Here is a 22499-nt window from a genome sequence, read left to right on the forward strand (position 1 = left end):
GCTTGATCGCACTGACACAGGAAGGCGCACGTGGCTCGTCCCGAACTCGGTACCAAACGGATCTGCCCGACGACCGGCAGGAAGTTCTACGACCTCGGTCGTGATCCGGTGGTTTCCCCCTATTCCGGCGAGGTCGTCCCGACCGCCGCCCTCACCCCCTTCGCCAGCCGGTCCGCGCCGATCGCCGCCCGCAAGGATCCGGTCGCCGACGACGACGAGGCCGATGCCGCCGGTCCGGAACTGGTCTCCCTTGACGAGGTCGAGGCCGAGGAGACCGAGAAGGATACCGACACGGACACCGAGGGCGACGACGTCATCGAGCCGGATGCCGACGGCGAAACCGCCGACGACGACACCCTCGTGGTCGACGACGAGGACGACGACACCACCGATCTCGTCGACGTCGAGGAAGACGACGACGATTGAGCGTTCGCGACGGGTCGGGTCGGCTCGATCCCCGCGATAGGATCCGGCTCGATGCACCCCCGGTGCGTCGAGCCGATCGCATGTCGGGATGAGCGATCGTCGGCGTCCTCCTGGGAACGTGTCCGAAACGACGCCTCGGCCAAGAAAAAAGGGCCCCCTGCGGAGCCCTCGCTTCGTTCGTCGATCATTCCACGAAAGCGGAATGGTGGGCGCGACAGGGATCGAACCTGTGACCCCTTCCATGTCAAGGAAGTGCTCTCCCGCTGAGCTACGCGCCCTCGCCGAAGCCGTTTCGCTTCGGTGTAGGGGGCCTATAGCCTCCGCCGTGGGGCGGCGCAAGCCGCAGCGCGCCGCGAAGTTCGTTCCCATAGTCGGCAAGCCCAAATGCCAGCCGGCCACTGCTCGAGGCGAGCGCCCTGTATACCGAGCGCGAAAAGCGCTCCGTGGAGCGTGCCCGGAAGGACGGATTTCATCTCGGGCGTCGAGCGAAGTGCTCGCCGAGGCCGCCGCCGGTGCTTGGCGCCAGGAAAACAAGGGTGAGCGCTTTCGGGCGATTACCCCGGGCCCGGATGAACCGGCGCTGCACGGGCGTGCGAAAATGCGCTATGGCCCGATTTCGGTGGGCCTGGATCGGCGCGCCGGACTGGGGCCCGGACTGGGCGCGGCAGCGATGCGACATGCGGTTCTACATTGACTTCGATACGCAGCACTGCATCCGCGGATGGATCGTTCCTGACAATCCGCTGGCGATCAGCCGGGTCGTCGTGTCCGTCGACGGCCTGCGCCTGACCGATGTGCCCGCGAGCATCGTCCACGACCCGTTTCGCCAGAACGGATGGCATTCCACCGGGCAATGCGTATTCGAGCTGAACGACGCCGTGGTGCCGGGTCTCTCGGAGATGCCCCGCCTCAACCTGTACGATGCCGACACCAACGTGCTCGTGCACCGGCGCATCTCAGATGAAGACCTCGTCGACCGCCGTGTGATGCTGATCAACACCGGCATCCATCCGGAGGTCGCGATCCAGAACGCGCTGTTCCCGTATTTCCGGAGTTCCTACTTCAATCTCCACCGACTCTCCGACGAGATCCTATCGAGCATTTTCGGAAACCCGCTGCCGACCTCGCAACTTCTGTCCGGCGCGGTCGTCGTGCCGCGCTACGAGCAGTATTTCCCCCCCGACCGGATGCTCTCGGCGATCCTGGTGCAGGATCCCTATGTCGAGATGGCGACGAGGATGCTGTGGCTCAAGGAACGGGCGGATGCGGCGGCCAAGGACGCGGAAGGCTGGCGCATCGGGCGCTACGCCGAGGCGTCGCTGTTTGCCGGGGGCTACGACTACACCGACGTGAAAAGCCTCAAGCGCTTCTTCCGCATGCTGCCCCAGCCGGCCTACCACCTGCTCTACAACCCGCTGTCGCGCCAGCTCGGTACTCGCCTGCCCGACGACCGGGTGCATCCGGGCAACTCCATCGTCGCGATCGAGATCCTCGCTCGCGTCGGCATCGTCGGACACCGGACCTATTTCGACGCTTTCGCCTCCACCCTTCTCGACCGGCTCGGCCTCGCGGGCACGGTGCCGGTCCCGGTTCCGACGCCGGTTCCGGCCGAAACCCTGGCGCTTGCCGAACGCCTGCGCGGCGTGCGGGCCGTCGATGACATGCTGGTGTTCGACGTCGCGATGTCCGACGCCGTGCTGATGTCGTTGGCGAAGTACTGGACCGAATGACGTGAGCAAGGTCGAGGCGATACTTACCAGCGGCCGCCGTTCCCCGCAGCGCCTGAGTGTGGCCCACGACGCGAACGGGCTGCGCATCGACCTCTCTGGGCTCGACCTCGCGGGAACTTGGGTCACCATCACCCTGACCGGCGATCCAGGGGCGGCCCGCGACGCGCGCATGCTGATGAGCGTGCTCGTGGCCGAGGAAGGCCGCGCCAGCACGCCGCTGGCCGACGAGCCCCTCGGTGGCGGCGTGTTTGCCTGGACCGGCCAGTTGCCGGCTGCCGCGCGCGCTCTGCGGATCGCTGCGCTGGCGGGCGGGCGGGCGCCTACGCCGAACCGCATCGCCATCCACCGCCGGGGTCGGCTGCCATTGATCGCCCGTGCCCTATTCCGTTCGCCCGAGCTCACCTTCTGGGCGGTGTACTGGCGGAGCGTCGGCAAGCGGGTGCGCGGGCGCAGCTTCCTTGACCGGGCCCTGCGCTACCGCACCGAGAGCGGCTACCCGGCCTGGATTCGCCGCCGCGCCACCTTGAGCCCGGCCGACCGCCGCCGCATCCGCGCCGAGATCCTCGCCTGGGACGATCCACCCCTGATCTCGGTGGCAATGCCGGTGCACGATCCGTCGCCGCGGGTGCTGCGCGCTGCGCTCCGCTCGGTCTGCGACCAGCTCTACCCGCATTGGGAGCTGTGCATCGTCGACGACGCCTCGACCGACCCGGCGATCCCGGCTTTGCTCGCCCGGCAGGCCGCCGCGGACCCACGCATCAAGGTCAAGCGCCGCTCCGAGAACGGGCACATCGCCAGAGCGACAAACGATGCGATTGCGATGGCCGCGGGAACCTTCACCGCCTTCCTCGACCACGACGATGCGCTGCCCGTTGAGGCGCTCTACGAGGTCGCGCGGGTGATCCGCGCCGACCCCCGCCTCGTGCTGATCTACAGCGACGAGGACAAGATCGATGCGGGCGGACGCCGCTTCGAGCCACACTTCAAGCCGGATTTCGACCGCGAGCTCCTGTACGGGCAGAACTACGTCAACCACCTCACGGTGATCCGCACGGAAGCGCTCCGGGCCGTCGGCGGCCTGCGTCCGGGGTTCGAGGGCAGCCAGGACCACGATCTGCTGCTGCGCCTCACCGATGGCCTCGATCCCTCCCGCATCCGCCATATTCCCGCTGTGCTGTATCATTGGCGTGCGGCGACCGGCTCGGGAACGTTCTCGGATCGGTCCCTCGCCCAGGCCGAGGCCGCGCGCCTGACCGCGCTCGCCGAGATCGTCGCTCCCTGGGGGGCACGGGCCGAACGCGGACCATTGGGCTTCAACCGCCTCGTCCGGCCGATGCCGACGCCGCCACCCCGCGTCTCGGTGATTATTCCGACGCGGGACCGGGCGGAGCTCCTGAGCGTCACCCTGGACGGCCTGTTCACGGGTACCGACTATCCCGACATCGAAATCGTCGTGATTGACAACGATAGCCGCGAGCCGGAGACGGCCGCGCTGTTTTCCGCCTACGCCCGTGAGCCGCGCCTGCGCGTGCTGCCGGCGCCGGGGGCCTTCAACTTCTCCGACCTATCGAACCGCGGCGCCGCCGCGGCGACCGGCCCCGTGCTGCTGTTCCTCAACAACGACGTCGAGGTGATCGAGCCGGGCTGGATGCGCGAACTCGTGGCGACCGCCCTCGATCCCACAGTCGGCGCGGTCGGCGCGAAGCTGCTCTATCCGGACGGGACGGTGCAGCATGGCGGCGTGGTTCTCGGCATCGGCGGCGTCGCAAGCCATTCGCATCACGGGGTCGCTGACGAAGATCCCGGCTATTTCGGACGCATGGTCCAGGCGCGCGAGGTCTCGGCGGTGACCGGAGCCTGCCTCGCCATGCGAGCGGAGGTGTTCCGGGCGGTCGGCGGGTTCGATGCCGAGCGCCTGAAGGTGGCGTTTAACGACGTGGATCTGTGCCTGCGCATCCGGGCGGCCGGCTATCGAATCGTGTGGACGCCGTTTTCCAGGCTCGTCCACCACGAGTCGAAGAGCCGTGGGCGCGAAGACACGCCCGAGAAGCGCGCGCGCTTCGAAGGCGAGGCGAACACCATGCTGGAGCGCTGGGGCGCAGAACTGAAGGCCGACCCCTATTACAACGTCAACCTTTCGCGCAATTCGGCACATTACCGTCTTTAACCGCCGGCTCGGCGCGTGTAGCGCCGCCTTGCGCAAAGAAACGACGCACTTCCGTGACCTTGGCGGGCGCGGTCGCCGGACCGGGGGTATTCGACGCGCGACGGTTTCCCGATTATGGTGCGCCGCGAAATGAGCGCGTGTCCGAGCCGACGACGGAGGTTGCATGCGAATCGTCATGGTCGGGTCGGGGTATGTCGGCCTCGTCTCCGGGACCTGCTTTGCCAATTTCGGGCACGAGGTGGTGTGCCTGGACAAGGACCCGGCCAAGATCGAGGCGCTGCGCGCCGGTCGCATGCCGATCTACGAGCCGGGCCTCGAGGCGCTGGTCGCCGAGAACGTGCGCAGCGGCCGGCTCGGCTTCGGGCTGGACCTCGCCGCGGCGGTGGCCGAGGCGGATGCGGTGTTCATCGCGGTCGGCACGCCGTCGCGCCGCGGCGACGGGTTTGCCGACCTGAGCTACGTCTACGCGGCCGCCCGCGAGATCGCCGCCGCGCTCACCGGCTACACGGTGATCGTCACCAAATCGACGGTGCCGGTCGGCACCGGCGACGAGGTCGAGCGCATCATCCGCGAGGCGCGGTCCGATGCCGCCTTCGGGGTCGTGTCCAACCCCGAGTTTCTGCGCGAGGGTGCGGCGATCGACGACTTCAAGCGGCCCGACCGCATCGTCATCGGCACCGACGACGCGCGCGCCGAAGGCGTGATGCGCGAGGTCTACCGCCCGCTCTACCTCAACGCCGCGCCGATCCTGGTCACCGGACGGCGCACGGCCGAGCTGACCAAGTACGCCGCCAACGCGTTCCTGGCCACCAAGATCACCTTCATCAACGAGATCGCCGACCTGTGCGAGCGGGTCGGTGCCGACGTGCAGGAGGTCGCCCGCGGGATCGGCCTCGACAACCGCATCGGCCCGAAGTTCCTGCATGCCGGGCCGGGCTACGGCGGCTCGTGCTTCCCCAAGGACACGCTGGCCCTGGTGAAGACCGCGCAGGATGCCGGGACGCCGATGCGGATCGTCGAGACCGTGGTCGCGGTCAACGATCAGCGGAAGCGCGCGATGGCGCGCAAGGTGATCCAGGCCTGCGGTGGCTCGGTGCGGGGCAAGACGATCGCGCTGCTCGGCCTCACCTTCAAGCCCAACACCGACGATATGCGCGATGCGCCCTCGCTCGCCATCGTCGCGGGGTTGCAGGATGCCGGCGCCACCGTGCGCGCCTACGATCCCGAGGGGATGGAACAGGCCCGCCCGCTCCTGCCCGACATCGCCTACGCCGAGGATCCCTATTCCTGCGCGGAGGGCGCCGACGCCCTGGTGCTGGTGACCGAGTGGAACGCGTTCCGGGCGCTCGATCTCGAACGCCTGCGCGCCACCATGGCCGAGCCGATCCTCGTCGACCTTCGCAACGTCTATCGCGTGCAGGACGTCGAGCGCCTCGGCTTCCGCTACGCCGGCGTGGGGCGTGCGTCCGATCGCCGAGCGCGGCTGGATTGAGCCGGCAATCCGCGTCCCGCGATGGCGATCGCATCGCCGACCTGGGGACAGGCGGCACGTCGTTGCGACGTGCGGCAATGATGCAGCGCTCTCAACACAAATTCACCCGGTTTCATCGGCTCAGATGCGGGGTGATATCAGTGTGCGGCAAAGCTTAGGTTGATGAACGTTCGCCACAGCCGACCGCAAATCGGCCACTTCGATGCCGTCGTCCCTTCCTCAGGTTGGACAGCGATTTAGCGCCATACTAAGCATCGGCCCGGGGGCTGTCTTGCCGGCGACTGAACCGTTTTTCCGTTAACGAGCGTGTGCGAATCAAACGTGACACAACGTACTGACATCGCGATCGTCGGTCGCGCCTGCCGGCTCCCCGGCGCGCCGAGCGTCGATGGTCTCTGGCAGCTCCTGACGGAGGCGCGCTGCGCCGTCGGCCGCATTCCCGGGGACCGCTGGTCCCTGGACCGCTTCGGGCATCCGCGGGCGCAGGAGCGCGGCAAGAGCTACACCTGGGCCGCCGGCGTCCTCGACGACATCTGGTCGTTCGACCCGGCGGTGTTCGGCATCTCGCCGCGCGAGGCCGAGCAGATGGATCCGCAGCAGCGGCTCCTGCTCGAGCTGACCTGGGAGGCGCTGGAAGATGCGGGCATGCGCCCCTCGAGCGTCGCCGGCAGCCCGATCGGCGTGTACGTCGGCGCCTCGTCGCTCGATTACGGCAACCTGCGCATCCTCGACGTGCCGTCGGGCGATGCCTACGCGGCGACCGGCAACACGCTCTCGATCCTGTCGAACCGGATCTCGTACATCTTCGACCTCAAGGGTCCGAGCTTCACCGTCGACACCGCCTGCTCGTCCTCCCTGGTCGCCCTCGACAACGCGGTCGCCGCGATCCGGTCCGGCCGCGTCGACACCGCGGTCGTGGCCGGCGTCAACGTGCTGGCGAGCCCCTTCAACTTCATCTGCTTCTCCAATGCGCAGATGCTGTCGCGCACCGGGCTGTGCCAGGCCTTCTCGGCCTCCGCCGACGGCTACGTCCGCTCGGAGGGCGGCGTGGTGCTCGTGCTGCAATCGGCGGAGGCCGCGCGGCGCGGCGGATCGACCGTGCGCGGCGTGATCGCCGCGTCCGGCGTGAACTCGGACGGGCGCACCACCGGCATCTCGCTGCCGTCGGGCTACGCGCAGGGCGCGCTGCTAGAGCAGGTCTACCGCGAGGCCGAGATCGACCTCGACGACATGGCCTTCATGGAGGCCCACGGCACCGGCACGCCGGTGGGCGACCCGATCGAGGCCTCCGCCATCGGCGGCAAGATCGGCAAGGGCCGCAAAAGCCCGCTGCCGATCGGCTCGATCAAGACCAACATCGGGCACACCGAGCCGGTCTCCGGCCTCGCCGGCCTGCTCAAGGCGAGCCTCGCCCTCGAGCACGACCTGGTGCCGCCGTCGCTGCACTCGGCCGAGCTCAACCCCGACATCCCCTTCGCCGAGATGAACCTGCACGTGGTGCAGACGGCGCTGGCGATTCCGCGCGGCGCGCGTCAGCGCTTCGCCGGCGTGAACTCCTTCGGCTTCGGCGGCACCAACGCCCACGTCGTGCTGACCGATCCGGCCCCGGTGGCCACGCCGGCCTCCGCGGCCCGCGCGCCCGAGGTGCTGCTGCTCTCGGCCCAGAGCCGCGCCGCCCTCAACGAGCTCGCCCTCGACTATGCCGATCGCTTCGACGCCGCGGGCCCTGCCGAGGCCGATCGGATCGCGGCCGGCGCCGCGCATCGTCGGGAGCGCCTGTCGTCCCGCCTCGCGATCACCCTCGACGGCAAGGCCGACATCGCCGCCGAGCTCCGTGCCATCGGCGAGGCCGAGGACTCGGCCGTCGCGCTCACCGGCACCGCGATCGACCGGGCGGCCGACGTCGCCTTCGTCTATTCCGGCAACGGCAGCCAGTGGGCCGGGATGGGCCGCGAGGCCTATGCCGAGAACGCGGTGTTCCGCGCGGCCTTCGACCGGATCGACACGCTGTTCGCCGCCTACTCGAAATGGTCGCTCAAGGCGGCTTTGGACGCCGAGGACCTCGACGAGCGCCTGGCACTGACCAGCGTCTCGCAGCCGCTGATCTTCGCGATCCAGAGCGCTTCGACCACCGCCCTCCGCGCGGCCGGCCTCGCGCCGAAATTCGTGCTCGGGCACAGCGTCGGCGAGATCGCCGCGGCGGAGGCTGCCGGGATCCTCAGCCTCGAGCAGGCGGTGAGGGTCATCTTCTACCGCAGCCATCATCAAGAGACGACGCGCGGCCAGGGCACCATGGCGGTGCTGCTGATGCCGGCCGAGGAGGTCGAGGGCTTCCTCGAGGATTACCCGACCCTCGACATCGCCGCCTACAACAGCCCCAAGGCCGTCACGGTGGCCGGGCCCGTCGCCGCGATCGACGCCGCGCTCAAGGCGCTGTCGCGCAAGCGCCGGCGCGGGCGCAAGCTCGACCTCGACTACGCCTTCCACGGCCGGTTCATGGACCCGACCGAGAAGCCGCTGCTGCGCGACCTCGCCGGCCTGAAGCCGTCGCCCGGAACCACCGCGATGGTCTCGACGGTGACCGGCGCGGTGCTCGACGGCGGCCAGTTCGGCGGCACCTACTGGTGGCGCAACATCCGCGAGCCGGTGCGCTTCTGCGAGGCGGTGCAGGAGGCGACCCGCCAGGGCGCCCGCATCTTCGTCGAGGTCGGCCCGCGCGCGACGCTGATGTCGCATATCGGCGACGCGATCGAGCCGCTCGGCATCGACAACGCCACCGTCGGCGTGATGCACAAGAAGGCCAGCGGCGGCGATCCGATCGCCCGCGCGCTGGCGGCCGCCCTGGTCCAGGGCGCGGCCGTGAACGAGCGGACCGTCTTCGGCGACGCGCCGGCCGGCGCCCTGAACCTGCCGGCCTATCCCTGGCAGCGCCGCCCCTTCCGCCTCGGCGACACCACCGAAAGCCTGGGTGCGGCGACCCCGCGCGTGTACCACCCGCTCATCGGCTCGCGCGTCCAGGTCGACGGCCTGGAATGGCACGGCTTCGCCGACATCGCCACGATCCCCGAGCTCGACGACCACCGCATCGAGGGCCAGGCGATCATGCCGGGCGCCGGCTTCGTCGAGATGGCCCTGGCCGCCGTGCGCGAGGCCCTGCGCAGCGACCACGTCGTGCTCGCCGAGTTCGAGATCCACTCCCCGATGGTGTTCGGCGAGGAGGCCCTGCGCGAGGTCGCGGTGCGGATGTCGGGCTCCGGCAACGCGGTTCAGGTCCTGAGCCGCCCGCGGCTCACCCCGTCGCCGTGGCAGCTGCATGCCTCGGCCAAGATCGTCGAAGGCACCTTCGCGCCGCCGGTGCGGCCCGACGTCGAGATGCCGTCCGAGGACGTGCTCACCGGCGACGAGCTCTACCTGCGCGCCGAGGCGGCCGGGCTCGGCTTCGGCCCGAGCTTCCGCCAGGTCGCGGCGAGCGCCCGGATCGACGACGTCACCATCGTCTCCGACCTCGTTCCCGCCGAGGCCGACCCGCGCTACGGCCTCGTGCCGGCCCGGCTCGACGCCTGCTTCCACGGGCTGATCCTGCTGTTCGCCGACCTGCTCGGCGAGAATGCCGGCAAGGCCTACATCCCGGTGCGCTTCGGCGAGGTCCGGCTGCTGCGCCCCGGCGCCGCGATCGCGCGGGCCGTCATCCGGACCCGACGCTGCAACGAGCGCTCGATCCTGGCCGACTTCACCATCCTCGACGCCGAGGGCGAGGTCGTCGCCACCATCCGCGAGGGCCGCTTCCAGGCGCTGCGCGCCAAGGGCGGCGGCGACCTCGCCGCCTACGCGATCACGCAAGCGGCGGAACTCGCGACCGAGCCGACCGCGATCGCGATGGACCGCCGGTCGAGCATCGCCGCGCTGCTGAAGCCGGCCGCCAAGGCTGCCCGCGCCGCATCCGGCGCCCCGCTCTCGCCCGGGCATCTCCTGCTCGAGGGCTGGGCGACCTCGCTCGCCTACCGCCTCGCCTCCGGCCTGAAGCAGGGCGCCACCGTCGCGATCGACGCGCGCGTTCCGGACGAGATGCGCCCGTGGCTCGTCAACGCGCTCTACGCCCTGGAAAGCAGCGGGCTCGCCGAGCAGGATGGCGACCTCTGGCGTCTCGGCGACGGCGACGCGCTGCCGGCGCCGACCGAGATCATGCGCTGGATCGCGGCCGACCATCCCGAGCTGTCGGCCGAGCTGGTCCTGCTGGCCGATGTCGGCGCCCTGGTCGACCGCCTGCTCGCCGGCACTCTCACCGAGGCTCCGAGCCTGCCGCAGAACGCGCTCGACGCGTTCACCCTGCGCAGCGCCACCGCCCGCGCCTCGGCCGACGTCGTCGCCGGGATCGCCGACGCCTGCGGCGGCATGCTGCCGAAGGACCGGGCGCTCCGCCTGCTCCAGGTCGGCTTCGGGCCGTTGTCCGCCCAGGTCGCAGCCTTCGCCGAATCCGCCGAGGCGCGCCTCACGGTGTTCGACACCGACCGGCGCCTTGCGGAGCGCGCCCGCCTCGCCCTCCCCCGCGGCGTCGCGGTGATCGAGGCCGCCGAGGACCTTCCGGCCGCCGGCTTCGACCTGATCCTGGCCAGCGGCGCGTTGCATCGCGGCGAACGCGACCTGCCGCAGCGGCTGGCCAACGCGCTCGCCACCGGCGGCCTGCTGCTCGCGGTCGAGCCCGGCGCCTCGCTGTTCCGCGACCTCGTCTTCGGCCTGATCCCCGGCTGGTTCGAGGCCGGGCTCGGCGACATGCCGGTCGGCCGCCTCGACGACATCCCGGGCTGGCAGCGCACCCTCAGCGCCACCGGCCTCGTCAGCGTCGCGGTCGACCGCGCCGCCTCGGTCAACGGCGACGACCTCCTGCTCGTCGCCGAAGCGCCGCCCCGACCCGGCAAGGCCGCCGCGCAGACCTTCGCCTTCGTCATCGGCTCGGACGACGAGTTCGCCGCCGAGACCGCCTCGTCGCTCGCGACCCTGCTCGTCGCCGCCGGCGTGCACGTCTCGATCATCCTCGACTCCGAGGCCTCCCTGCTGGAGCTGGAGCGCGAGACCCCGGACACGGTGGTGTTCCTGGCCGGCGCCTTCACCCGCGGCGGCGATGCCGCGGTGCGGTTGCGCGAACGCTGCCTCAGCCTGAAGCGCTGCACCGAGCATCTCGGCGCGCGCCAGACCAAGCTCTGGGTGGTCTCGCCCGGTGCGACCCGCGACGGCGGCGGGCAGGCCGCGTCCGTCGAGGCCGGGGTCTGGGCGTTCTCGCGCACGCTGGCCAACGAGATCGCGACGCTCGACGTGCGCCGCATCGACCTCGCCCCCGAGATCGGCTCGAAGCGCGCGGCCGAGCGCCTGCGCGACCTGATCCTCTCGGGCACGCAAGAGACCGAGATCGTCCTGGACGACGACCGCACCCGGGTGATCCGCTTCCGTCCCGGTCACACGCTCCGGCGGATCGATCCCGAGGCGGTGCCGGCCGAGGCCGCCCGCCTGGAGCGCAGCAACACCGGCGGCCTCAACGAGATGGTCTGGGGGCCGGCGATCCGCCGCGCGCTGGGTGCCGGCGAGGTCGAGATCGCCGTCGAGGCGACCGGCCTGAACTTCCGCGACGTGCTCTGGGCGCTCTCGATGCTGCCCGAGGAGATCCTGGAGGACGGCTTCGCCGGCCCCCGCCTCGGCCTCGAATGCGCCGGCCGCGTCGTCGCGGTCGGTGCCGGCGTCCAGGCCTTCAAGGTCGGCGATCCGGTCGTGGCCTTCGCGCAGTCCGGCTTCTCGACCCACATCGTTGTGCCCGAGCTGGTCGTCGCGCCGTCGCCCGCCGGCCTCGATCCGATGGCGGCGGCGACCGTGCCGGTCGCCTTCCTCACCGCCTATTACGGGCTGGTCTCCTGCGCCCGGCTGCGCCGCGGCGAATGGGTGCTGGTCCACGGCGGTGCCGGCGGCGTCGGCCTCGCCGCCCTGCAGATCGCCAAGCTCAAGGGCGCCCGCGTCATCGCCACCGCCGGCTCGCGCGAGAAGCGCGCGCTGGTCAAGGCGCTCGGCGCCGAGCACGTGCTCGACTCGCGCTCGCTCGCCTTCGTCGACGATATCCGCGCGCTCACCGGCACCGGCGTCGACGTGGTCCTGAACAGCCTGTTCGGCGAGGCGATGGAGCGCTCGCTCAACGCGCTGAAGCCGTTCGGCCGGTTCATCGAGCTGGGCAAGCGCGACTACGTCGCCAACACCCATATCGGCCTGCGTCCGTTCCGGCGGAACCTGAGCTACTTCGGCGTCGACCTCGACCAGGTGCTGCAGCACCAGGGCGACGACGGCGCACGGATGTTCCGCGAGGTGATGGCGCTGTTCAACGACGGCGGCCTCAAGCCCCTGCCCTACCAGCCGTTCACCGCCGACGAGACCTCGGACGCGTTCCGGCTGATGCAGCAATCGGGACACGTCGGAAAGATCGTGATCGCGCCGCCGAAGCCCGGCCGCGTGCTCACCGCCCGCAACACGCCCTTCACGGTCTCGACCGACGGCGTCCACCTGATCACCGGCGGCCTCGGCGGCTTCGGTGGCGTGGCGGCCCGCTGGCTCGCCGACCGCGGCGCGAAGAACCTTCTCCTCGTCGGCCGCAAGGGCGCCGAGTCCGACGAGGCCAAGGCCGTCGTCGCCGACCTGACCGCCCGCGGCGTGACGGTCGCGGCCACGCCGTGCGACATCACCAACCGCGTCGCGGTGGATGCATTGCTCGCCGGGATCGAGGCGTCGGGCCGCAAGCTCGCCGGCGTGATCCATGCGGCCGCCGTGCTGCAGGACGGGCTGATCGCCAACCTGGACGCCGCCGCGCTCGACGCGGTGATCGGCCCCAAGGTGATCGGCGCCCAGAACCTCGACGCCGCGACGCGCGACCGTGAGCTCGACTACTTCGTGGTGTTCTCCTCGGCCACGACCTTCATCGGCAATCCCGGCCAGGGCGCCTACGTCGCGGCCAACGGCTTCATGGAGGGGCTGGCGCGCCAGCGCCGCCGCCGGGGGCTGCCGGCGCTGGCCGTCGCCTGGGGCGCGATCGGCGACGTCGGCATGCTCGCCCGTAACAAGACGGTGATGGAGGGGCTTGCCGGCCGCGTCGGCGTGACGCCGATGGAGGCCCGCCGCTGCCTCGACCTCATGGCCGATGCGCTGGGCGTCCAGGGCTCGGCGCCCGACGACGCGGTGCTCGCCATCGCCTCGATGCATTGGGGCAAGACGCGCGAGCGCCTCGCGACCATGCGCTCGCCGAGCTACGACGACCTCGGCTCCGACCAGCAGATGGAGGCCGGCGCGGTCGCCGCGATCAGCATCGGCACGCTGCTCAAGGGCAACGACATCGACGCGGTGCGCAAGACCGTGTCCGACGCGATCGTCGAGGACATTGCCCGCATCCTGCGCCTGCCGAAGGACGACATCAGCCGCGTGCGCCAGCTCTCCGAGATCGGCCTCGACTCGCTGATGGGCGTCGAGCTCGGCGCCAGCCTGCAGGAGCGCTTCGGCCTCGATTCGCCGCCGGCGGGCCTGTCGTCGGGGATGACCGTCAACGAGCTGTCGGAGTCCTTAATTCAGGCGGTTTCGGCGCCGATGGACGAGGCCGCCGGGGTCGCCCTGAGCCTCGCTTCGAGGCACGTCGGCAGCGAGGTCGATGCGGCGGTGCTCCAGCCGTTCCAGGATCTCGTCGAGAAGAAGAGCCTCGAGAGCAAAGAGATCCTGTCATGACGCAATCGCCACGGCCGGATGGGGGGCGCGCCGCGCTCGCGGGCTTCGTGACGAACCGGCTGGGACGCAACGCGCCCCGGCCGACCGCACTCCGCGCGCCGGAGAAGGTCGGCGATCCCTCGGTGCAGGATTTCGCGAGCCTGCCCGGCTACCGCGAGCTGCGGCTGCAGCGCTCGGCCGCCGAGCTGATCGGCCTCGACAACCCGTTCTTCCACGTCCACGAGACCAAGGCCGGCGCGACCACCCGCATCGCCGGGCGGTCCTTCGTCAACTTCTCGTCCTATGACTACCTCGGCCTCAACGGCCACCCGCGCATCTCGGATGCCGCCCGCGCGGCGATCGCCGAGTTCGGCACCTCGTCGTCGGCGAGCCGCGTCGTGGCCGGCGAGCGGCCGGGCCACCTCAGCCTGGAGAAGGCGCTGGCCGCGCATTACCAGACCGAGGCCTGCGTGGTGATGGTGAGCGGGCACGCCACCAACGTCACGACGATCGGGGCGCTGCTCGAGCCGGGCGACGTGATCTTCCACGACAACCTGATCCACAACAGCATCGTCACCGGCGCGCAGCTGTCCGGCGCCCAGCGCCGCTCCTTCGCCCACAACGACCTCGACGCGCTCGAAACCCTGCTTCAGGCGACCCGGCACGAGCACCGCCGGGCCCTGATCGTGATCGAGGGCCTCTACAGCATGGACGGCGACGCGCCGGACCTCGCCGGCTTCATCGCCCTCAAGGAGCGCTACAACGCCTGGCTGATGGTCGACGACGCCCACGGGCTCGGCGTGCTCGGCCGTACCGGCGCCGGGCTGTTCGAGCATGCCGGCATCGACCCGAAGCGGGTCGACATCTGGATGGGCACCTTCTCGAAGACGCTCTCGGCCTGCGGCGGCTACATCTGCGGCGCCTCGACGCTGATCGAGTACCTGAAGTGCACGGCCGGCGGCTTCGTCTACAGCGTCGGCATGTCCCCGCCGCTCGCGGCCGCCGCCGAGGCCGCGCTCGCGGTGATGCACGACGAGCCGGAGCGGGTCGAGCGCCTGCGCCAGAACGGCGCCCTGTTCCTCGCCTGCGCGAAGAAGCGCGGGCTCGATACCGGGACCAGCATGGGGCTCGCGGTGATCCCGGTGATCGTCGGCGATTCGCTGAAGTCGGTGACGTTGTCCGATCGGCTGTACAAGCGCGGGATCAACGTGCAGCCGATCATCCACCCGGCCGTGCCCGAGCGCGCCTCGCGCCTGCGCTTCTTCATGACCTCGGAGCACACGCCCGAGCAGATCCGCGAGACGGTCACCGCGGTCGCCGAGGAGCTCGCCGCCATCGAGAAGGGCGGCTCGCTGATCGAGCAGCTCCTGGCCAAGCGCAGCTGACGATCCGATCGATCGAGACCAATGACGCCCGGGTTAGAAGCCCGGGCGTTTTCCGTTTCAGTGATCGATACAAGCAACGCGATCTGAATCGAGCGACTGTAGATCGTCGATCAGCAAGTCTAGGGTCGGGCGATCGGTTTTCGGTGACGAAGAGTGCTTCCGAACCTCGTCGAACGCGATGGCGATCGGCCTTTCCGAGCATTCGAGGATTGTCGGCTTTACGGTCCTTTAACCACGACCTGCAACGTTGACGAGGTCTTCCAGGGACCGCCGACGATGCTCCATTCCGACCCGCTCCTGACCCGCCCCACCCTCACCCATACCGGCCTGCTCGCGCGGGCGGTCGATGGCCTGAAGCGCGAGGCCGCCTCTCCGGCCGAGATGTGGCGCCTGCTGACCGACAACTACATCGTCGATCTCGACGCGGTCGCGGCGCTGATGCCGATCCCCGAGCCCGAGCCGGTCTGGCTCGCCGCGCGGGGCTGATGCAGCAAGATCACAGGTGCGGCCGGCCTCGCCGAGCTGGCACGACATCTGCAAACCCCACAGCGTCATCAAGAGAAACGTCACGACGAGGAACGCCCGGACAAGAAACACGCGGTGGCTCGAACGCCTGAGCACCCCGCGGACCTGTCGATCGCTCGAACACGGGGTCCGTCATGTCCGAATTGTTGTCCGTTGCCCTCGTCTGCGCCGGGACGCTGCTGGCCCAGGATTGCTCCCGCGAGACCGCGCTCGACGTGATCGTCTCGCCGGCGCGCACGCCGATGGAGTGCATCATGCACGCCCAGACCATGGCCGCCGCGGCCGGGCTGCCCGGCGGCGACCATCGCTACCTCAAGGTCTCGTGCGAGCATCGGCGTACCGAAGCCGACCCGGTGGTCGTCGTGCGCCGGGCGTCCTGAGCGCGGCTCAGCCGACCGCCGTCAGGGTGTCGCCGACCGCGAGGGTCCCGCCGGCGATCACCTCGGCATAGACGCCGCAATCGCGGTGGCCGAGACGCGCATCGATCGCCCAGGGGATGTCGAGGTCGCGCACGCCGCTGACCGGGTCGACGTTGGTCGCCGCGCAGCGCACGGTGCGCTGGGTCAGCTTGAGGCGCAGCCCGCTCGGCGCCTCGAGCACGCGGCCGACCATCTCCAGCTCGGCCCAGGGGGCGAGCCCTTCCACGAAGAGGTTGCCGCGAAAGCGCAGCGGATCGACGGGCGCGCCGACGTAATCCTCGATCGCGCGCACGCTGGCGAGGTTGATCAGCGAAACGAAGCCGATCTTGGAATCGGTGAAGCGGTATCCGGTCTGCGCCGCCGCCGCCAGCACCCGCGGCGCGCCGCGCAGGGCGTGGGGCAGCAGGCGCCGCAACAGGTCCTCGAGCGTTGCCCGGCCCTCTTCGGTGTCGAGCTTGGCGTTGACGGTCTCGCCTTCGGCCTCGACGGTGAGCGTCGCGGTGGCGTCGTCGTATCGGGTGCGCAGGCGCGCCAGCGCGTCGTCGCGCATCAGCATCAGGTACTTCGTCTTGGGCTGATGACGCGGTGCGTTCGGATCGAAGCCCGAATCGCCGTTCTCGACTGCGTAGAGCCGATCGCCCGGGAAGTAGCCCGACGTCTTGAGGTCCGCCCGTTCCAGCGGCTCGGGGCTGAACCCCTTCACGGGGTAGCGGTAGAGGGCGGAGAGCGTCGCGGTCATGCCCGCACCGTGGCCCGGATCTTCACATCGATGCAAGGGGTCTGCCCCCTCTTGTGGTGCGCAATTGCAACACCACATCCTCGGTACCGGCGGCCATCGGCGCCGGGGCCTTCCGCGGCGGTTCCTCGTCGGGAGGCGACGTCTCGGGCCGACACCGCGCCTTCCAGGGCGGCGGAGGCCGAAGCGGTAGGAAACAAGAACGCATGAACTTCGAAAAATACACCGAGCGCGCCCGCGGCTTCGTCCAGGCTGCGCAGAACCTCGCGATGCGCGAGGGCCATCCCCAATTGCAGCCGGGCCACCTGCTCAAGGTGCTGCTCGACGATCCCGAGGGCCTGTGCGCGGGCCTGATCGACCGGGCCGGCGGCCAGTCGCGCGTCGCCCTGGCGCAGATCGAGGCGTGGCTCGCCAAGCAGCCGAAGGTCTCCGGAAACGCGAGCCAGCCGCAGGCGACTCGCGACCTGATGCGCCTGTTCGACACCGCCGAGAAGGCTGCCGAGAAGGCAGGCGATTCCTACGTCACCGTGGAGCGCCTGCTGCTCGCGCTCGCCGTCGAGAAGGACACCGAGGCCGGCAAGGCGCTCGTCTCCGCCGGCGTGACGCCGGCTTCGCTCAACGGCGCGATCAATGCCCTACGCAAGGGCCGGACGGCCGACAACGCTTCGGCCGAGAACGCCTACGACGCCCTGAAGAAGTACGCCCGCGACCTCACCGAAGCCGCGCGCGAGGGCAAGCTCGACCCGGTGATCGGCCGCGACGAGGAGATCCGCCGCACGATCCAGGTCCTGTCCCGGCGCACCAAGAACAATCCGGTCCTCATCGGCGAGCCAGGCGTCGGCAAGACGGCGATCGTCGAGGGGCTGGCCCTGCGCATCGTCAACGGCGACGTGCCCGAGAGCCTGAAGGAGAAGAGCCTTCTCGCCCTCGACCTCGGCGCCCTCATCGCCGGGGCGAAGTTCCGCGGCGAGTTCGAGGAGCGGCTGAAGGCCGTGCTGTCCGAGGTCACCGCGGCCGCGGGCGGCATCATCCTGTTCATCGACGAGATGCACACCCTGGTCGGCGCCGGAAAGGCCGACGGGGCGATGGACGCCTCGAACCTGCTGAAGCCGGCGCTGGCCCGCGGCGAGCTGCACTGCGTCGGGGCGACCACGCTCGACGAGTACCGCAAGCATGTCGAGAAGGACGCCGCGCTGGCCCGCCGCTTCCAGCCGGTCTTCGTCTCGGAGCCCACCGTGGAGGATACGGTCTCGATCCTGCGCGGGATCAAGGAGAAGTACGAGCAGCACCACGGCGTCCGCATCCAGGATTCCGCCTTGGTCGCGGCCGCGACGCTGTCGAACCGCTACATCACCGACCGCTTCCTGCCCGACAAGGCGATCGACCTCATGGACGAGGCCGGCTCGCGCCTGCGCATGCAGGTCGATTCGAAGCCCGAGGAGCTGGACAACCTCGACCGCGAGATCGTGCGCCTGAAGATCGAGGGCGAGGCGCTGAAGAAGGAGACCGATTCGGCCTCCCGCGACCGTCTGGCCCGGCTCGAGAAGGAGCTTGCCGACCTCGAGGAGCAGTCCGCCACCATTACCTCGCGCTGGAAGGCGGAGAAGGACAAGCTCGGCGCCGCCGCCGAGCTCAAGAAAAAGCTCGACGAGGCGCGCAACGAGCTGGCCTCCGCCCAGCGCCAGGGCCAGTACCAGCGCGCGGGCGAGCTTGCCTACGGCGTGATCCCGGGGCTGGAGAAGCGGCTCGCCGAGATCGAGGCCGCGGCCGAGAGCGCGGTCGCGCGCGACGGCATGGTCGAGGAGGCGGTGACGCCGGCCCACATCGCGGGCGTGGTCTCGCGCTGGACCGGCGTGCCGGTGGACAAGATGCTGGAGGGCGAGCGCGACAAGCTGCTCGCGATGGAGGACGCGATCGGCAGGCGCGTCGTCGGCCAGCGCGAAGCGGTGGAAGCGGTCTCGACCGCGGTGCGCCGCGCGCGCGCCGGCCTGCAGGACCCGAACCGGCCGATCGGCTCGTTCATGTTCCTCGGGCCGACCGGCGTCGGCAAGACCGAGCTGACCAAGGCGCTCGCCAGCTTCCTGTTCGACGACGACACCGCTTTGGTGCGCATCGACATGTCGGAATACATGGAGAAGCACTCCGTGGCCCGGCTGATCGGCGCGCCCCCCGGCTATGTCGGCTACGAGGAGGGCGGCGCGCTGACCGAGGCGGTGCGGCGCCGGCCGTATCAGGTCGTGCTGTTCGACGAAATCGAGAAGGCGCATCCGGACGTGTTCAACGTCCTGCTGCAGGTTCTCGACGACGGGCGCCTGACCGACGGGCAGGGCCGGACGGTCGACTTCCGCAACACGCTGCTGATCATGACCTCGAACCTCGGGGCCGAGTATCTGGTGGCGCAGAGCGATGGCGAGGATACCGACGCGGTGCGGGACGACGTGATGAGCGTGGTGCGAAGCCACTTCCGGCCGGAGTTCCTGAACCGGATCGACGAGATCATCCTGTTCCACCGGCTCAAGCGGGCGGAGATGGGCGCCATCGTCGACATCCAGCTCGTCCGCCTCCAGAAGCTGCTGGAGGAGCGCAAGATCGTCCTCGACGTCGACGCCGAGGCGCGCGCCTGGCTCGCCGACCGCGGCTACGACCCGGCCTACGGGGCGCGGCCGTTGAAGCGGGTGATCCAGAAGACGGTGCAGGACCCGCTGGCGGAGCTGCTGCTGTCGGGCAAGATCCACGACGGCGAGAGCGTGCCGGTGGCGGTGGGGCCGGACGGCCTCGTCATCGCCGGCACCGCGACAGCGCCGCGGCGGCGGCCGGCCAACGTGACGCTGAACTGACCTCGCGCGGCGCACCGGTTTCGAACCGGTGCGCCGCAGTTCTCGTGAAACGCTGCGCTCAGCGCACGACGACGTGGTATCGCTGCCGCAACGGATTGCCGAGCGGCCCGATGTACTCGACCGTGAAGCTGTCCTCACCGACCGTTCCCGGGGCGGTGCTGTAGATCAGCTGCGTCGCCGGCACCTTCCGCGTGTTGCACAGCGATCGCGGATTGTAGAAGCCGAAGCTCGGATATTCCCGGCCCTGACGGACCGTGACGCTGCCGAGCCGCGGCGGATCGATGAGGCCGAGCGACCCGGCGCCCATCGAGTGGCAGGCCGGATCGGGGTAAATGCGCCAAGCGATCTTCTGGCTCTGGCCGGACGCGACGACGCGCTCCTGGTCAGCCAGGAATTGTGCGTAAGCGATATGTGAAGACACACCAAGGTAAAAAGTCGCCAGAAGAAATGCAATTACGCGTTTTATCTTGAGTCTCCGAATCGAAACCGCAATCACATCGCACGACATCATGGTTATTGGAAAGCCCATGACATCGGGAGCTTCGTGGCATCCGCAATCTCAGCGTAGAGAGAAATGCGACGCCGGCAGGCGGAGTGGTGCGGGGCGGCAAACCGTGCATTCTGGCCGTCGGCGACGCGCGCGCCGTCCGCGGCGCTTCTGGCCTTCCACCGACGGAACGATCCGGCTGACATGCTGACCTACGCCATCGGCGACATCCACGGCTGCGCCGACCTGCTCGACGCCCTGCTCGCCCGCATCGAGGCCCATGCGGCGGGCGAGCCCTATCGCCTCGTCTTCCTGGGCGACTACATCGACCGTGGCCCGGACAGCGCGCGGGTGCTGCAGACGGTCAGCCGCCTGCACTGGAGCGATTCCGGGCGCGTCGCCTGCCTGATGGGCAACCACGAGGCGATGCTGCTCTCCGCACTGACGACCCCGGGGGCCGACGCGCTGTGGCTGCGCAACGGCGGCGCGGAGACGCTGGCCTCGTTCGGCGTGGACGAGGCGGCCGCGATCCCCGGCGACGTGCTCGACTGGATCGAAGGGCTGCAGACCGTCCACGCGGATGCCCGCCGCTGGTTCGTCCATGCCGGCTTCAGGCCGGGGTCCGACCCGGAGACCGCCGAGGTGCAGGACCGCCTCTGGATCCGCGAGCCGTTCCTCGCCGAGGATCACGATTTCGGCCGCCACGTCGTCCACGGCCACACGCCGCAGACCGGCGGCAACCCGGAGGTTCGCCCGTTCCGGACCAACCTCGACACGGGCGCCGTCTATGGCGGAGCGTTGACCGCGGGCGTGTTCTCGGATGCGCAGGGGCCGGCGCTGAGGTTTTTGCAGGTCCGGGCGGACTGACCGGCTCCGACCTGCGCCATGCGAAGCGATCGGCCGAGTCGTCCCAAACCCCTGATCATCGGAGAGTCACGACCCGCGCCGGGTTGCCGACCACCGTCGCGCCGGCCGGCACGTCCCGCGTCACGACGGCGCCGGCACCGATGATCGCGTCGTCGCCCACCGTCACGCCCGGCAGGATCAGGGCGGCCCCGCCGATCCAGACGTTGGCGCCGATCGCGATCGGGCGACCGAACTCGAGGCCGGACCGGCGCGCATCGGGATCGCGCGGGTGGTCCGCGGTGAGGATCTGGACGCCCGGCCCGATCTGCGTGCACGCACCGATCGTCACCGCGACCACGTCGAGGATCACGCAGCCGAAGTTGAGGAACGCCTCCGGGCCGAGCGTGATGTTGTAGCCGTAGTCGCAATGGAATGGCGGCCGGATCACCGCCTTCGGGCCGACGCCGCCGAGATGGGCGGCCAGCAGCGCGTGCCGCTCGGCCGACGGCAGCGCCAGCGTGGTGTTGTAGTGCGCGAGCCACGCCATGTTGGCGGCGGCATCCCGACGAAGCTCGGGATCGCCCGCGCGGTAGAGCTCGCCCGCGAGCATCTTCTGTTTCTCGGATCCCGACATCGGGCCTCGTCGTCACCGTTGGCGTAGAGAGCGGTCGTCGAAGCCGCGCCTGTCCCGGCAGGGGCTCAACGCCTGGCCGGGATGAACGCCGCGATCGCCCCCAGGGTCCAGCCCGCCATCAACAGGATGCCGCCCGACGGCGCGGCCATCGGGAACAGCGGCTGCCCGGCAAGCGCGCGGAGCGCGAGGTCACCGGAGAACAGCGCGAGGCCCAGCACAAGCGCCCAGGCTGCGATCCGGGTGGCGATCGCATGGGTCAGGCCGGCGGCGGCGAGTCCGGCGAGGGCCAGGATCGCGGGGGCATGGAACAGCAGGAACTGCGCCGCGGTCTTGAGGCTGTCCGCCCCCGGGATGTGGGCGGCTGCGGCGCTGGCTGCGACGCCGAGCCCGCCGGCGAGGCAGGCCAGGGCGACGAGGGCCCGATCCTTGACGGCAAGCATCAGGCGCCGCGCTCGGCCATCAGCCGGGCCACGGCGGCGCGCAGCTCGGGCACGCCGCGGTCGTCGCGGCTCGAGGTCAGCAGGATCTGCGGATAGGCCGCCGGACGCCGGGCGAGCGCGGCCTGGATGCCGGCGATGCGCGCGTCGATCTCGGACTTCTTCAGGGCGTCGCCCTTGGTCAGCACGATCTGGTAGCTCACGGCGGCCTTGTCGAGCCCGTCGAGCACGTCGGTGTCGATGCCCTTCAGCCCATGGCGGGAATCGATCAGCATGAAGACCCGCGCGAGGTTGGCGCGGCCCTTGAGGTAGGCGTGGATCAGGTCGGTCCAGGCCTCGACCTTCTCCTTGCCGACCGCGGCGTAGCCGTAGCCCGGCATGTCGACCAGCGTCAGGCGCTCGCCGATCCGGAAGAAGTTGAGCTGCTGGGTCCGCCCCGGCGTGTGCGAGGTGCGGGCCAGCGTGTTGCGCCCGGTCAGCGCGTTGACGAGGCTCGACTTGCCGACGTTCGAGCGGCCGGCGAAGGCGATCTCGACGCCGTCCATCGCCGGCAGCGTCCCGAGCGAGGGCGCCGCCGCGACGAAGTCGGCCGCACCCGCGAACAGCAGGCGGCCGCTCTCGGCGAGCGCCGCATCTTCCTGCTCCTGCTGTGTCAC

General features: G+C 70.1%; 15 protein-coding genes and 1 tRNA gene. 10 read left to right on the forward strand and 6 right to left on the reverse strand.

What is annotated here, in order from left to right; translation table 11 throughout:
- Positions 1–30: 30 nt before the first annotated feature.
- The gene (locus tag ACFZ8E_RS17695; RefSeq protein WP_147842056.1) at positions 31–426 is read left to right on the forward strand and encodes a TIGR02300 family protein; all 396 of its coding nucleotides are present in this window, start codon (positions 31–33) and stop codon (positions 424–426) included.
- A 203-nt stretch (positions 427–629) separates the two neighbouring features.
- Here ACFZ8E_RS17695 and ACFZ8E_RS17700 read toward each other — a convergent pair.
- Positions 630–704, reverse strand: a tRNA-Val gene (locus ACFZ8E_RS17700).
- A gap of 234 nt (positions 705–938) precedes the next feature.
- On the opposite strand from ACFZ8E_RS17700, the gene ACFZ8E_RS17705 reads away from it, so the two are divergent.
- The 7 genes from ACFZ8E_RS17705 (at position 939) to ACFZ8E_RS17735 (ending at position 15827) form a co-directional block, all read left to right on the forward strand.
- Positions 939–2156: a hypothetical protein gene (locus ACFZ8E_RS17705; RefSeq protein ID WP_405043365.1), complete on the forward strand. Its 1218-nt coding sequence runs from the start codon at positions 939–941 to the stop codon at positions 2154–2156.
- Between the two features lie 19 nt (positions 2157–2175).
- The gene (locus tag ACFZ8E_RS17710) at positions 2176–4323 is read left to right on the forward strand and encodes a glycosyltransferase family 2 protein (RefSeq protein WP_405044406.1); all 2148 of its coding nucleotides are present in this window, start codon (positions 2176–2178) and stop codon (positions 4321–4323) included.
- A 163-nt stretch (positions 4324–4486) separates the two neighbouring features.
- Positions 4487–5815, forward strand: coding sequence for a UDP-glucose dehydrogenase family protein (locus tag ACFZ8E_RS17715; RefSeq protein WP_405043366.1), 1329 nt, complete (start codon positions 4487–4489; stop codon positions 5813–5815).
- Between the two features lie 321 nt (positions 5816–6136).
- Positions 6137–13558, forward strand: coding sequence for an SDR family NAD(P)-dependent oxidoreductase (locus ACFZ8E_RS17720; RefSeq protein WP_405043367.1), 7422 nt, complete (start codon positions 6137–6139; stop codon positions 13556–13558).
- Complete coding sequence (locus ACFZ8E_RS17725) at positions 13555–14922, forward strand: aminotransferase class I/II-fold pyridoxal phosphate-dependent enzyme (RefSeq protein WP_147725884.1); 1368 nt, start codon at positions 13555–13557, stop codon at positions 14920–14922. The genes ACFZ8E_RS17720 and ACFZ8E_RS17725 overlap by 4 nt, the downstream gene beginning before the upstream one ends.
- A 276-nt stretch (positions 14923–15198) precedes the next feature.
- Entirely contained in the window at positions 15199–15408 is a 210-nt protein-coding gene (locus tag ACFZ8E_RS17730) for a hypothetical protein (protein ID WP_405043368.1), read from the forward strand.
- Positions 15409–15581: 173 nt separating this feature from the next.
- On the forward strand, positions 15582–15827 hold the full coding sequence (locus ACFZ8E_RS17735; protein ID WP_147725882.1) for a hypothetical protein: 246 nt from the start codon (positions 15582–15584) through the stop codon (positions 15825–15827).
- Between the two features lie 7 nt (positions 15828–15834).
- On the opposite strand, the gene ACFZ8E_RS17740 is transcribed toward ACFZ8E_RS17735, so the two are convergent.
- Entirely contained in the window at positions 15835–16605 is a 771-nt protein-coding gene (locus tag ACFZ8E_RS17740) for an MOSC domain-containing protein (RefSeq protein WP_405043370.1), read from the reverse strand.
- Between the two features lie 203 nt (positions 16606–16808).
- Here ACFZ8E_RS17740 and clpB point away from each other — a divergent pair, with 203 nt between their 5' ends.
- Positions 16809–19439: an ATP-dependent chaperone ClpB gene (gene clpB, locus ACFZ8E_RS17745; protein ID WP_405043371.1), complete on the forward strand. Its 2631-nt coding sequence runs from the start codon at positions 16809–16811 to the stop codon at positions 19437–19439.
- A 58-nt stretch (positions 19440–19497) separates the two neighbouring features.
- On the opposite strand, the gene ACFZ8E_RS17750 is transcribed toward clpB, so the two are convergent.
- Positions 19498–19950 (reverse strand): hypothetical protein, encoded by a 453-nt coding sequence (locus tag ACFZ8E_RS17750; RefSeq protein ID WP_405043372.1) that lies wholly within the window; start codon positions 19948–19950, stop codon positions 19498–19500.
- 180 nt (positions 19951–20130) lie between these two features.
- Here ACFZ8E_RS17750 and ACFZ8E_RS17755 point away from each other — a divergent pair, with 180 nt between their 5' ends.
- A complete protein-coding gene (locus ACFZ8E_RS17755) occupies positions 20131–20793 on the forward strand; it encodes a metallophosphoesterase family protein (RefSeq protein WP_147842537.1) in 663 nt (220 codons plus the stop codon).
- A gap of 55 nt (positions 20794–20848) precedes the next feature.
- Here the strand turns inward: ACFZ8E_RS17755 and ACFZ8E_RS17760 are convergent, their stop codons facing one another.
- The 3 genes from ACFZ8E_RS17760 to yihA form a co-directional block, all read right to left on the reverse strand.
- Positions 20849–21406 (reverse strand): sugar O-acetyltransferase, encoded by a 558-nt coding sequence (locus ACFZ8E_RS17760; protein WP_405043373.1) that lies wholly within the window; start codon positions 21404–21406, stop codon positions 20849–20851.
- A gap of 65 nt (positions 21407–21471) precedes the next feature.
- Positions 21472–21846, reverse strand: coding sequence for a DUF423 domain-containing protein (locus ACFZ8E_RS17765; RefSeq protein WP_147842535.1), 375 nt, complete (start codon positions 21844–21846; stop codon positions 21472–21474).
- Positions 21846–22499 (reverse strand): ribosome biogenesis GTP-binding protein YihA/YsxC, encoded by a 654-nt coding sequence (yihA, locus tag ACFZ8E_RS17770; protein WP_147750177.1) that lies wholly within the window; start codon positions 22497–22499, stop codon positions 21846–21848. Before yihA ends, ACFZ8E_RS17765 begins: the two co-directional genes overlap by 1 nt.

This window comes from Methylobacterium sp. HMF5984 (assembly GCF_045033435.1).
In the GTDB taxonomy this organism is placed as follows: Bacteria; Pseudomonadota; Alphaproteobacteria; order Rhizobiales; family Beijerinckiaceae; genus Methylobacterium.